This is a genomic window from Salegentibacter salarius (assembly GCF_900168265.1).
GTDB classification, from domain to species: Bacteria; Bacteroidota; Bacteroidia; order Flavobacteriales; family Flavobacteriaceae; genus Salegentibacter; species Salegentibacter salarius.
On sequence record NZ_FVZF01000030.1, the window covers coordinates 34,072 to 48,990 of the forward strand.

Annotated in this window: 6 protein-coding genes; 5 read left to right on the plus strand and 1 reads right to left on the minus strand. The window is 39.2% G+C overall.

What is annotated here, in order from left to right:
• The first annotated feature begins 3 nt into the window (after window positions 1-3).
• Together B5440_RS14195 and apaG are read left to right on the plus strand one after the other, a co-directional pair.
• Window positions 4-1,086 carry a DUF3667 domain-containing protein gene (locus B5440_RS14195; RefSeq protein ID WP_070054637.1) on the plus strand — a complete coding sequence of 361 codons (1,083 nt, stop codon included), beginning with the start codon at window positions 4-6 and terminating at the stop codon, window positions 1,084-1,086.
• A 3-nt stretch (window positions 1,087-1,089) separates the two neighbouring features.
• Window positions 1,090-1,476: a Co2+/Mg2+ efflux protein ApaG gene (gene apaG / locus B5440_RS14200; RefSeq protein WP_070054638.1), complete on the plus strand. Its 387-nt coding sequence runs from the start codon at window positions 1,090-1,092 to the stop codon at window positions 1,474-1,476.
• On the opposite strand, the gene B5440_RS14205 is transcribed toward apaG, so the two are convergent.
• A complete protein-coding gene (locus B5440_RS14205) occupies window positions 1,473-2,189 on the minus strand; it encodes an NRDE family protein (RefSeq protein ID WP_070054639.1) in 717 nt (238 codons plus the stop codon). The two genes, apaG and B5440_RS14205, sit on opposite strands and share 4 nt — an antisense overlap.
• A 140-nt stretch (window positions 2,190-2,329) precedes the next feature.
• On the opposite strand from B5440_RS14205, the gene pruA reads away from it, so the two are divergent.
• The 3 genes from pruA to B5440_RS14220 all read left to right on the plus strand — a co-directional run.
• Window positions 2,330-3,973, plus strand: a complete 1,644-nt coding sequence (gene pruA / locus B5440_RS14210; protein ID WP_070054640.1) for an L-glutamate gamma-semialdehyde dehydrogenase — start codon at window positions 2,330-2,332, stop codon at window positions 3,971-3,973.
• 323 nt (window positions 3,974-4,296) lie between these two features.
• Window positions 4,297-14,031: a LamG-like jellyroll fold domain-containing protein gene (locus tag B5440_RS14215; RefSeq protein WP_070054641.1), complete on the plus strand. Its 9,735-nt coding sequence runs from the start codon at window positions 4,297-4,299 to the stop codon at window positions 14,029-14,031.
• Window positions 14,032-14,182: 151 nt separating this feature from the next.
• On the plus strand, window positions 14,183-14,919 hold a 737-nt coding region (locus tag B5440_RS14220; protein ID WP_143533317.1), incomplete at its 3' end, for an HYR domain-containing protein.

The following is a 14,919-nucleotide window of genomic DNA, read 5'->3' on the forward strand; positions in this document are numbered from 1 at the left end:
AAAATGGCAAGCAATAGATTTGATCTAAAATATAGGGGCACTAAATGTCTAAATTGTGAGTTTCCACTGGATAAAAGTGATAAATATTGCCCCACCTGCGGACAATTAAACAGCACCAAAAAATTAAAATTCGACGATTTTTTCTCTGAATTTTTTTCAGGCCTATTTGCTTACGATTCCCGTTTTCAAAGAACCCTAAGGGTTTTATTATTTTCTCCCGGTAAAATTTCAAAAGATTACATTAACGGAAAGCGCATGTGTTACGCCAATCCATTTAGATTTTACCTAAGCGCTTCTATTATTTTCTTTTTAATCTGGAGTTTTACCAACTCTTGTGAAAACATTCAACCAATTACCGATGATGCAGCAATACAACAGGAACTTGAACAGGATAGTTTAAACCAGGACATCCCGAACATTATTCCAACCCCTGCCGGCGATATGAATTTGGATTCCATTATTCAAAATCAACAGAAGAACAGGGCAAAATCATATAGGGAATTTTATGTGCCTAACGAAGAGTTAGACACAATGAGCTATTTAGATGCGAGCAATAGGAAACTTAATATTTATTCAAGATTTTATAAAGAAACTGCCATAAGAAACGCTGAAACAGCAATGGATAGCCTTGCCTACCCGCAAACCACCTACAATCACTGGCTTTACAAAAAAGCGGTAGATTGGAATACCGTAAAAGACAACCCGGGATTATTCTTTAATTATTTTGTAAATAAGCTACCATTTATCATTTTCTTTTATCTACCGGTGTTTGCGCTTTTCATTTGGCTGCTATACTTAAGAAGGCCGTTTAACTATATGGAGCATTTAATCTTTGCATTTCATGTACAAACCACTTTCTTTATAGTTTACGCCCTGGCATTGCTAGTAGATTATCTTCTAAAAAACTGGGCATTTACCATTGCCAATACCGTTTTTATCTTCTATTTGTACAAGGCAATGCGTAATTTTTACGGCCAGGGACGTGTTAAAACCATTGTAAAGTTCATTCTCTTAAACTTTATATTTTTTATTTTAGCAGGAATTGCAGCAATAATATCAATTTTAGCATCTTTTGCTATTTACTAATATATGGTTCAACAAGTTACAAGAGGGATAAAGATTTCTGTTAATACCAGTTTTGAAGGTACTTTACTCAAGAACCTAGGCTCTCGTTTTGCCTTTTCTTACCATATTACTATAGAAAATCAAAGTAATGATTCGGTGCAGCTAACCTCTCGTTTTTGGAAGATCAAAGATGCTTTAAATAATACTGAAATTGTTCAGGGTGAAGGCGTAATTGGGCAGAAACCTGTTTTAAAGCCTGGCGAATCCCACACTTATCAGAGTGGCTGCCTGCTAAATTCTCCATTTGGCTCCATGAGCGGTTATTATAATATGGTGAGTTTTACTTCTACCAGGAAATTCAGGGTTAAGATCCCTACTTTTAAACTAAGCGCTCCTTTTGCCCTAAATTAAAGTCCCGGGAATTCCTTTCTGGTGATTTCTTCTTTCTGAAGGTCTTCATATTTAAAAATCAACTTTCCTGGCAAGAATTCTATCTGCGAGATACTCTTGGTTTTTAGAAAACCGCGATCAATAATTAAATCAATTTCTTTATCACCTTTCCCTGCGGAATGATGAAATTCCCATAAATTTTCAGCCGAAAGATCTTTTTCCTTTTGAAATGTTGAAAACCAATCTTCTCGTAGCTTTTTCATTTCTGAAGTATATAAAGGAGAAGAAGACCAAATTTGCGATTGAAACGGCAGCTTTTTAAAATATTTCTCTTTCCCATCCCAAACAAATTCAGCAAAAAATAATCCTGAAGACCAATCGGCTATCACCACTGTAAAGGGCTCTATATTTTTCAGGTTATAGTTTTCAATTTTAGCCTTAATATTATTGGCAACAAGCCAGTCTTTTAAAACCAATCCCCTGCTCTTTCGGTAAGAATCTTCACGCTTATGAGAGACAAAACCGCCATTCATTAAACACAAAACCCTCTTTTTTTCGCTTACTCCAATCCAGCTTCCACCGGCCACGGCATCTTCAGGAAAAAGCAATTTTGTATCGTTTTCAGACTTAAAATCGGGCGGAAAGGTTTCTCTTTCGCTCGCTTCATCCCTGTTAGATGTTAAGATAAATCCATTGGGATTTTCAAGATGAGGCGTGAGACTTATGGTGCACATAAAATTTTCTTAATAAAAGTCTTGAATTTACAAAAATAGTTAAGCTTTAGTGAATGCTCATTCAGAAGGATTAAAAATCACGTAATTTTTTTACCTTTATAGGTACAATAATTAAAAACCAAAAAAAACACAAAATAACTATGGGAAAAGGATTTTTTCACGTTCCAAAGGCGGTTAACGAGCCAGTAAAATCTTATGCGCCGGGAACCCCGGAAAGGGAAGAAGTTTTACTCACTTACAAAGATCTATATAACTCCAATATGGAAGTTCCACTTTACATTGGATCTGAAGCGATAAAAACCGGAGATACGGCAGATATTCGCCCTCCACATGACCATAAACATAAAGTAGGAACTTATCATCTTGCTAAGAAAAAGCACGTTGAACAAGCTATAGACGAAGCTTTAAAAGCAAGAGAAAGATGGGCCAAATTAGAATGGGAACAGCGCGCTGCAGTTTTCTTAAAAGCAGCCGATCTTATTGCCGGACCATACCGATCTAGAATTAATGCTGCTACCATGATTGGGCAGTCAAAAAATATTTACCAGGCAGAGATTGATTCAGCTTGTGAGCTATGTGACTTTTTGCGCTTCAACGTAGAATATATGTCAGATATGTATAACGAGCAACCAAACTCTTCTGATGGAAACTGGAACCGCGTAGAGTATAGACCTTTAGAAGGTTTTGTATATGCTATTACTCCTTTCAACTTTACCGCTATTTCTGGAAACCTTCCATCAAGTGCGGCCCTAATGGGTAACGTTGCTGTTTGGAAACCTAGTGACAGTCAAATTTTTTCTGCACAGGTAATCATGGAAGTATTTAAGGAAGCTGGTTTACCAGATGGTGTTATCAATATGGTAATGGGAGATCCAGAAATGATCACCAACACCGTACTTGACAGCCCTGATTTTGCCGGAATTCACTTTACAGGAAGTACAAATGTATTTAAAGGAATTTGGGGTAAAATTGGTAACAATATCCAGAAGTACAAAACATACCCAAGAATTGTAGGAGAAACAGGAGGGAAAGACTTCATCGTAGCCCACCCAACCTCTAAGCCAAAACAAGTAGCAACTGCTATTTCTCGTGGTGCATTTGAATACCAAGGACAAAAATGCAGTGCAGCTTCAAGAGTTTACCTACCAAAAAGTCTATGGCCAGAGATCCAGGAATTTGTAAGAGAAGATCTGGAATCTTTCAAAATGGGATCTCCAGAAGATATGACTAACTTTATTAATGCTGTTATTCACGAAGGCGCATTCGATAAATTGGCTGGCTACATAGATCGCGCTAAGAAGGATAAAGATGCTGAAGTAGTAATTGGAGGAAATTACGATAAATCTGAAGGTTACTTTATTGAACCTACAGTAATCTTAACTTCAGATCCTCATTACACAACTATGGAAACAGAATTGTTTGGGCCTGTAGTAACTATTTATGTGTATGACGATAAAAACTATAGTGAAGAAAAATGGAGAGATCTGCTTAAAACCGTAGACAATACAAGTATCTACGGACTTACAGGAGGAGTTTTCTCTGGAGATAGATATATGGCTGCAGTTGCCACAGATATGTTGCAAAATGCGGCAGGTAATTTCTATATAAATGATAAGCCTACCGGGGCCGTAGTTGGACAACAACCATTCGGTGGCGCTCGATCTAGCGGAACCAACGATAAAGCCGGTTCTAAGATGAACTTGCTAAGATGGGCTTCTGTTAGACTAATTAAAGAAACCTTTGTACCTGCAGAAGATTACAGATACCCATTTATGGGAGAGTAATTTGTAGGAAATATACCTCACAAAAAGCCACAGTGTAAAAGCTGTGGCTTTTTTTTATTTTTCACCTCCTACCTTCGTCTTACAAAGCTTCTCTAAGGCTTCACATCACCCTATATATATTATAACCAATTAATTAACACATAAAATACAATATTTAAATTCTTTTAACGAGTTAAATATCCCTTCACCGAATTAAAACCTACAACGGTATTAAAATTCGTAATTTTAATCGTTAATTGTCTCCGCCCCAGAAGGTTATCCCTCATAGACTTTTATACACTGTTATCCCTACGTAATCATTATTGCTCTAAAACATTACAATTATGGGAAGAAAATTACTTTATTATTTATTCCTGGTATTCTCTATTGTTATAATTTCTGAAAATGGATATTCCCAGGCCTGTCCTACCTCGGTTAGCATAAGTGCAGCTGAAGGTAGAACCATTTGTGAAAACACCCAGGTTACTTTCAACTCATCAATTACTGGAGGTAGTGGCTTAATTTACCAATGGCAAATAAATGGAACCGATGTTGGAACTAGTCAGACAAACTTTAGCACCTCCACACTTCAGAATAATGATGAGGTAAGGCTTATTATAACCTCAGATGACGATACAACCTGCGAAATTACTTCTCAACCTATTAAAATGACGGTGAACCGCATTCGTCAGGGAAGCGTGGTAATTCAGGCCGATGAAAACCCGGTATGTCCAGGTGAAAATATAAATTTCAGCATTGCAAGTATTTCTGAAGCCGGTAACAGTCCCGTGTATGATTGGAGAGTTAATAACACTAGTGTGGGAAGTAGCTCAACTCTAACTACCCCACTTGATACAGGAGATCAGGTTCAGCTTTTTGTTACTTCAAGTAATCCCTGTACCGATGATTTTTCGAGTAATCAAATTACTATTTCCGAAAAACCAGCAGCTCCAGATATACCTTCTGGAATCAATGGAGCAACTTTTGTTTGTCCGGGGATTTCCGAAACTTACAGTATTAACCCGGTAAATAACGCTATTTCTTATCAATGGGAATTACCTGCTGGCTGGAGCGGTTCCAGCAACACCTCCTCCATAACACTTACTGCCGGAACCAACAGTGGCGCTATAAAAGTGATTGCAATAGGTGAGTGTGGCAATAGCGAACAAAGTATTAACGTAAATGTACAACCCGGAGCTCCTGCCCAACCAGGGAGTATTTCAGGCAACGAATCGGTTTGTCCAGGGGAAGAAGAAACCTACAGTATAACTTCCATAGCAAATGCCGAAACCTACGAATGGACGTTCCCTTCAGGATGGGGTAATGGAAATATTATAACAACGAGCACTCCAGAAAAAACTATTCTCACAGGAAATTCAGGAAATGGGCAAATTACAGTAAAAGCCCTAAATTCTTGTGGCGAAAGTGCTAGCACCAGTTTGGCTGTAAATGTAGAACCTGGCACTCCCGAAGTGCCCGGAACCATAACAGGAGCGACCGAAGTCTGCCCAGGCACGAATGAAACCTATTCAATAAATGCCGTAAGTAATACGGAAGAATACATATGGGCCTTCCCTTCTTCCTGGGGAATTCAGGAGCAAATTACTACAATCCCACAGGTTAGTATTCAAACCGGCACTTCGGGAAGTGGTAACATCACAGTGTCAGCAAGAAATTCATGTGGCGCCAGTACATCTCAAAGCTTATCTATAGAGATGCAGAATGGCGCTCCCACTGATGCGGGCGCAATAAGTATTACTTACAGTAACCCCAATGAAGTGATTTGCCCGGGAGATCAAATAGAATTTTCTGTTCCGGGACTGGTTGAAGCTGAGGAGTATATCTGGAGTATCCCAACAGGATGGGAAATTACAGGCTCTGAAACCGGAAATAGCATTGTAGTAAATGCTGGCAACTACGGAGAAAATGGAAATATAAGTGTAGTGACCAGTAATTCTTGTGGACAAGGGTCGACAAGTACTTTAGCGGTTAGCATAGAGGCACCAGCCCCTGAAATTGGAACCACAGAAATTACTGGTCCAGCCGAGGTTTGCTCTAGTGATACACAACTAGAGTATAGTATTCCACTTATTAATCATGCCACTTCCTATGAATGGTCATTACCTTCGGGCTGGGTAATCACATCAGGAGAAAACACCAACAATATTGAGGTAAGTGCCTCGGGAACTTCTGGAAATATTGAAGTTTTTGCGAAAAACGATTGTGGAGAGAGCGTAGCGATTTCTAAAACCATAAATTCTGTTACCGCTGTCCCCGCAAAACCTTTAGCCATATCTTCTAATTTACCCAGTACTGCAATTTGCCCTCCACTTACGAATGTTGAGTTCTGGATTGATGAAGTTCAAAATACCGAAGAATATTTATGGAGTTTACCTAATGGATGGAATATTGTAAGTGGCGCAGGAACCACTAATATCAATGTAAATATTACCGCAAATTCTAATTATAGTGCCAACGAGAGTGTTTCGGTACAAGCTGTAAACATTTGCGGGAAAAGTGAAACTCAAACAATTGGAGGAATAGCGATTGACAATTATGTAATAGCCGATCTTGGAGAAGATATGATTTTATGTAGTCTCAGCAATCCTGTTACGAGTATTGCCTATGTAGCTTTTGGCTCCAATAATGCCAAATTAAAAATTGAAAGCCTTGTGACTTCGTCGGGCACTCAAATTACCACACCAAATGGAAAAGTAGACGATTTTGAATTTACTTACACCCCGACTGCCGCAGATATAAGCAATGGACAAGTAACCTTTTACCTCACCACTGAAAAACCGGGTGGCGCTTGTAGTGCCGGGCAAGACGAAATGACTATATTTTTTCGTGAAGACCCTACAGCCACTTTTTTAACCGAGAACCAAGATATTTGTGAAAATTCAGTGACACAAATCAACATCCAGGGAACACCGGAAACACGAATCTCTTATACTGAAAACGGCGCCTCCAAATCTATAGATCTGGATGAAAATGGAGAAGCCATTATAAATACTGGTAATTTAGCTTCTTCTACTACTTTCGAATTAATAAGTTCACAATACCTGGAAGAACCATTATGTGAAAAATCACTTTCAGGAACCCACGAGGTTATCGTCAATCCAGTCCCTTCAGCAGATCTCGTATATGCCCAAACGGCGTTTTGTGAGGATGACACTGAGACTAAACAAGTAACTCTTGAAAATACTCTTGGCGCAACAGCGAATGGCAGCTTCACGGCAGCACCTTCAGGTTTAAGCATCGATGAAACTTCAGGTGTTATTATTCCTGGTAATAGTAATCCTGGCGATTATATAGTAAGCTATATTATTCCCGCTTCAGTTGGTTGCGAAAGTGTTGAATTGACCACTAATGTAAGTATAACTGCAGTACCGGAGGTAAGTTTAAGCTATGAAGACACCTATTTCTGTTCTTCAGAGGAGAATACCAAAGCAGTAACTCTAAATGGTAGCGGAAATTATGAAAATGGAACATTCTCTGCCGGCACTGACTTGCAAATAGATCCTGAGACAGGAGAAATTAATCCATCAGATAGTAATCCAGGCACTTATCAGGTAACTTACACTACTCCAGAAGACGCTGGTTGTGGAACTTATGATTTCACTACCGAAATCATAATAACCGAAGCGCCAAATCCTACGATTACATATCCGGCAACAGAAGTCTGTAACTCACAAACCACAGCATTTGAGGTGGAACTTACCGGAAATGAAAATATTCAGGGTGGAACTTATTCCGCAGAGGTAGGTTTAGAGATAAACGCTACAACCGGGGCTATAAATCCAGAAAACAGTTCAGCGGGAACCTATACGGTTACCTATACCACTCCTGAGATAAATGGATGCGCTCCGGTGACAACTGAAACAAGTGTAACAATCACAGAATTGCCATCGGCAGAGATAAGTTACAACACACCTATTTGCGCTTCCGAAACTGAGTTACAGCAAGTGACCTTTAGCAGTACCATAGGCAATTATGAAGATGGAACATTTACAGCAAGTCCCGCCGGGCTCTCAATTAATGAGGAAACCGGAGCTATTAACCCAGTCGAAAGTAATCCGGGAATTTACAGCATAGCATACACTATTCCGGGACAGGGAGGATGTGAAGCAGTAATCCTAAATACTTCAGCAACTATAACCGAAATACCATATGCAACTATAAGCTATGAAAATGCAGCCCTCTGTACTTCTGTAGAGCAAGATCAACAGGTAACTTTCGTAGATACTCCCGTTGAATATCAAAACGGAACATTCTCGGGAAGTAACGGTCTTGCCATAAGCGTAGATGGAAGCATAAATCCGGCTGCCAGTACCGGTGGCCCACATACGGTATTTTACAGTATTCCTGCTGAAAATTCCTGCGAAGAAGTCGTTATAAATCTGGCGATAGAAATTTTCAAAAAACCACAGATCACTTCTCAACCATTTAATGTTGGAATTTGCTCTACTCAGCCAAGCGAATTAAGTGTTAGCGCAATTGGGGATAATCTCAATTATCAATGGTATCAAAACGGAAATGCTGTAAGTGGAGCAACTTCGCCAACGCTTAGCTTTAGCAATACTACTTCTACCAATGCAGGGGATTATTACGTGGTGGTTACAGGAGCTCAATCTTGTTCAGAAGTGATTTCTGATACAGTTAATCTTAATGTAGATGAAGATATTATTATTGAAGAACCTATCACTGAAATCCCAATTTGTGGCGACGGATTTTCAGAGGTTAGTATGAAATTTATCGCGAACGCAAATGGCGCACCCTTAACTTTCACCTGGTACAAAGGAAATACCCCAGTAGATGATTCTGATGAAAATATTACGATTACTTCAGAACTAGCCGATGAAAATGGAAGGTATGAAGGTACTCTGGAGATTATAAATGTAACTACCGCATACAACGGAGATTATTATGTGGAAATTCAGGGACCTTCCGAGTTCACTTGTTCTACTGCAGTCACTAATTCTTTTCAATTACGTTTAAATGAAGTTCCGGAAAAACCAACAGTAGAAAATTTTGAATACTGCCAGTTTGAAGAAGTTCCAGCTTTAACTGTGATTAATGGCGAAAAGCTTACCTGGCACGCCTCAGAAACAGGAGATGATGCTTTTTCTGAAACCCCGGTTCCAAATACAGATGAACCAGGGGAAACCGTATATTGGGTTACTCAAACCCCAGATGTCTGTGAAAGTGAACGTATAGCAGTTACTGTAAGTATAAAGGAAAAACCAGCACCACCGGCAACTACTATTCTTATAGAATACTGTGAGGGAGAAACAGCAAATGTTCTTGAAGCCGTGGCCGTTGGCGAAGCCAATCTAAATTGGTATGATGAAGAGGAAAATCTTCTTTCTACAGCTCCAACTCCCAATACTGAAAATGCAGGTACGCATACCTACTATGTTTCCCAAAGTCTCGAGGCCTGTGAAAGTGACAAAGTGACTATTGAAGTAATAATTTATGATTTACCTGAAATTACCATCACTACTTCAGAAACACTGGTTTGCGCAGCCTCACAGGTAAGTTTAACAGCAGAGGGAGCTGACAGTTTTATTTGGTATAACGAGGCGGAGGAAGAAATTGGAGAAACCGCTTCTATTCAAATAAACCCGGAAATCACAACTACTTATAAGGTTATTGGCACCGGTACAGGGGAATGCTCTTCTGAAGCTGAGGTTACTATACAAGTAGACCAACCCAGTAACGCCGGAACGATCTCTGGAGAAACCAGTGTTTGTATTGGAAACAATTCCGGGAAAGTTTCCGTTGCTGATATAAATGGAGAAGTAATTCGCTGGGAGTTCTCTGAAGATGAGGGAGCAACCTGGGGAACTATCACACAGGAAGAATCAGAAATTTCCACGGTTTATTCCTACGAAAATATTATTACCACTACTAATTTTAGAGCTGTAGTGCAAAATGGTGTTTGTGAGGAAGCTATCTCAGAAGCAGTTTCTATACAAGTGGATGAGTATCCTATCGGCGGAGAATTAAATTTTCAAGGTTTTGATCGATTATTCACAACTTGTCAGGATCCGGAGTTTCTGGAAGATCTTGTTCTTTCGGATCATACGGGTCAGGTTTCCGCATGGAAATACAGAACCGCTCAGGGTACTTTTCAAACTATACCAGGGGAAACCGGAGCCACGCTTCCTTCTTCTGTAATAGCAAATTTACTTAGTAATGAAACCCTTATTTTCCAGGCAGAAGTTACAAATGGCGCTTGTAATGTACCTGTTACAAGCAGAACCGCGATTTTAAGTGTAATTTCATCAGATATTGAGCCTGCCCCGGTAAGTGTAAGTGATGATCTAATTTGCCTGGGAGACGAAGTTACTTTAACTGCGGAAACCGGCTATGAATCTGGTGATGGAGTAAACGACCGTGGCGATTTTGACAATGCTGCTATAGATCAGCACGGGTGGAGGATTACCAATTCCGATGGAGTGGTAGAGAATTTTGAAACCAGCGCTAATAACACCAACCCAAATATTTGGAAAAGGGTTACGCCTCGTGAATTTATTACCGCAAATCTCTCTTCCCCCTACAACACCTCCATGCAAAGATTTGATCACGGTTTGGATGACGGGAACAAAGGTTTCGCGCTGGTTTCCGGGGATAATACTTCCACTATGGAAACCAATGTTTTCGCACTCGATGGTATGGATTCCGGAATTCTAACTTTTGACCAGGCCTATAACCTTACTGATGGAGCCTCCATTGAAGTTTTAATTTCAACGAATGGCGGGAACACTTATACTTCGTTATATAGCAATAATGATGACCCATCAAGTGGAAACTATAACGATTTTGCCTCCGGCACACCTTCTTCCCGACCAGAAAATAAAATTGAAATTGATCTCGGAGATTATATTGGACAAAATAACCTTAGGATAAAATTCAGTTTCGTCGGAGCAAGAAATGGTGATGTGTGGGCTCTGGATAATATTATTATGCCCGATGGCCCTCAACATGTTGGAGTACTTTGGGAAGATACCACAGATCCTGATACGCCAATTGTCATTGGAACCAACAATTCAGAGCAATGGACGCCCACCGAAATTGGCTGGAATGTTTCTATAATTACCACCACATTAGAATACACCGGTGGCTCTTGTGCTACCGCAATAAATAACGAAGAAATCAAGGTTTTCGTTTTTGATCAATATACTACAACCGTAGCTGCTCAAACTGGTAGCTGCGGTGTTTATTCTGCACAATTGAGTGCTACGGTAAACAGTGAAGCTCAGGGCGAAATCACCTCCTACCCAACAAAAGATGGATACATCGGAAAATGGGTGGTGGAAGGTCCTGAGGATTATGAATTTACAAATACTGACCCTGAGGATGAAGTTGAACCAATAAACAATCCGAATGCCCTTTTCACTTCAGAATCCCAAAATCCGGAGAGTTACACTATCACCTGGGTATTGGAACCAACTGAAACCGATGAGGATGGGAATTTAATAGTAAATGAAGCTTGTACACCCGATTATGAAGCTCTAGATGTGGTCTTTGAAGGCTGTATTGCCCTGGATTTCGATGGTATAGATGATTATATAGACCTGGGCGAAACTTATAGTGGAAACTATAGTTTAGAAGCCTGGATTCGCCCTGAAGCTTCAACAGGAACTATTATTAGCGGACCTAATTTTGAAATCAATATGGAAAATTTACCAGGAGGGGTAAATTCTAATTCCCGCTGGTATCATATCGCTGTTTCAGGCGGAAAAATATATGTTGATGGAATCGATATGGGGAATTTTAATATAACCAACACAGGAACTAACACCCTAATAGGTGCCAGATGGAATGCTGAAATACAAAAGGCTGAGAATCACTTCTCGGGCTGGATAGAAGAAGTGCGAATTTGGAATACAGCGATTTCAGTAGATCAAATTAGATTTATGATGAACCAGCGACTTTTTAACAACGGAACAGAAATGGGAGTAGAAATACCAATGGATGTTCCGGACGGGCTAAGCTATACCAATCTCGCAGGATACTACCAACTACTTGCGGATCCATCATTAGTAGCAAACGGAACAACTCCCGATCTTGCTCCTAGCTCGATCCCTGGCAGATTGGTAAATATGGAAACTTTTCAGGAAAACACCGCTCCCCTACCTTATACTTCACGCATAGATGGCCAAAATTGGGGAACTGATAATACCTGGACACACTTTGATGTTTGGGATGCACCAAACAGCAACGGTATAAATGGAGCTCCAATTGATTGGAATATCGTTAGAACCTCCCACAATATTAATTCAGGAAGTAAAAATATTACTGTTCTAGGATTAAAATCAGAAACGGGAAAATTGGACATATTTAATCCATCTGGAGTTCATAATGAAACTAACTCCGGGCAATATTTAAGCATTAGTCATTATTTAAAATTAGATGGAAGTATAGACCTCACCGGGGAATCTCAATTAATACAGGATATTGGAAGTATCGTTGATGCCGGCAGTTCTGGATACCTGGAACGAGATCAACAGGGAACAGCGAACAGCTATAATTATAATTACTGGAGCTTTCCGGTTAGTGCAGGAGCCTCCAATACCGGTGGCTCTATAAAAAGTCTTTTAAAGGATGGAACTGATTCCAATAATCCTAAGGATATTTCCTTTGCTTATGACCATACCCATGCCGACAATTATAATTATAACACCGGTCCCAAACGTATTAGTGCTTACTGGCTTTTTAAATTCTTTGGAACTGCCAATGTTTATGCTGAATGGAAATGGATAGGCGAAAATGGCCAGCTTAATACTGGCGACGGCTTTACAATGAAAGGGACTTCGGGGGATGTGGCGATTTCAACTCCACAAAACTACGTTTTTAAAGGATTACCAAATAATGGACCCGTAACTGGGGTTAGCATTGGCTCAAATCAAAACCGTTTAATTGGAAACCCATATCCATCGGCCATTGAAGCAAAACAATTTATTTTAGATAATCTTGATAAAAATACAGTGCCAAACGCTACTAATACACAAAACATTTTTAACGGAGCACTCTATTTCTGGGATCACTTTGGGCCCGAGAACACTCATATTTTAAGAAAATATATAGGCGGTTATGCAACTATAAACCTCGCTGGTGCGGTAAAATCTGCATCTTCTGTAGATGAACGTATTAATAACGATGGTTCCTCAGGAACTAAAAAACCGGGAGAATTCGTTCCGGTTGGTCAGGGATTTTTCATCAATACAGTTTTAGATCCAGCAATTGGCAATGGTATTACCATACATGGAGGCACTGTTAATTTCAATAATGGTCAACGAGCTTTTGTTACCGAGGTAAATCCAAATGACTCACAATTTTTAAAACCTATTTATCCAACTAAAAGCCAGAAAGCGGTAAGAACGGAAGATTCAAGATATAAAATAAGGCTAAATTTCACCTCCCCGCTTGGTTTCCAAAGACAAATTTTAGTAACTGCTGATGCCTATACCACTAATGGTTTTGACTTAGGTTACGATGCCCTTTTAATTGATGATATTCCTGAAGACATGTTCTGGTTAATCCAGGACAATGAATTTGTAATTCAGGCAGTCTCCAACTTTAATTCAGATCAGGTTTTACCATTAGGTATAAAAATAAAGGAGGAAGGGGAATTTAAAATAAAAATTGGAGGTATCGAAAATTATCCGGAAACTCTACCAGTCTACTTAAACGATAAGTTAAACGATAGTGTTCATGACCTTAGATCAGGTGAATATTCTGCAGTTTCAGAACCTGGAAGTATTAAAGATAGGTTTGAAATAGTTTTCAGAAATAAAGAACAGCTGGAAAATCCTGACAAACCATCACTTAGTACATCATTAGATTTCGGTTATAATCATAATACCAGGGAACTGATAATTGACAACCCAGACCTTGTTGATATTTCGGAAGTGCTTGTGTTCGATTTAGGTGGAAGACTCATACAAACTTACGCGAACATCCCTACTCAAAAAGAATATATTATCAACATTAGGTCTATCCATACAAGTGTCTATATCATAAAACTAATTACCGAAAAAGGAAATAAGGACAAGAAGTTTATTATGAACTAAGAAAGAATTTTCTTACAAAAAGTTAAAATTCCATTTAAAAAAAGGCCTTTTAGCTGGTTTTTAGACATTTAAATCTTTATTTTGTAATTAAATTCTTGTTAAAATAGATTTTTTATATGTAATTTTACCCTCTAAAAGCAATTAGTTGCCTATGGGTAAAATTACTCCCCGGTTTTTCTTAGCGGTTTTTATTTTCGGATTGTGCCTACTTTCCGCAAACACTGTTTTGGCTAATATCAATTTTGGCCCGGAAAAACCTATATCCGAAAAGCAAATTAAAGACAAATCATTTTTTGTAGGTTTTTTATTAGAAGCAGCGCCTACGATTACAGCTCCTGCTGATATCAATGATGTTAACGAGCCTGGTGAATGTTTTGCTTTAAAAACAAATATTAATCTTGGAAACGCAACATTTTCAGGAACTACTAATAGCCCCTCAAATGATGCCCCAGCAGAATTTCCGGTGGGAACGACTACAGTCACATGGACAGTTACCGATGATTCCGGAAATACCGCTACGGATACTCAGTTGGTCAATATAACAGATTCTGAAAATCCTGTAGTATCAACTCAAAATATTAGCATTTCGTTAAACAATGGTATTGCAACCATTCAACCTTCTGATATAAATAATGGATCTTATGACAACTGCGGAATAGATCAATTATCTCTAAATAAAACTTCCTTCACTTGTTCCGACGTAGGCGCAAATACAGTTGACTTAAGTGTAACAGACATTCACGGAAATACCTCTTCAGCTAATGCTACCGTTACCGTTGAAGACAACACCAATCCACAGGCAATTACGCAAGATATTACCGTACAGCTTGATGCCAGTGGATCAGCAAGTATTACACCCGATGAAATCGATAATGGCTCAAGTGACGC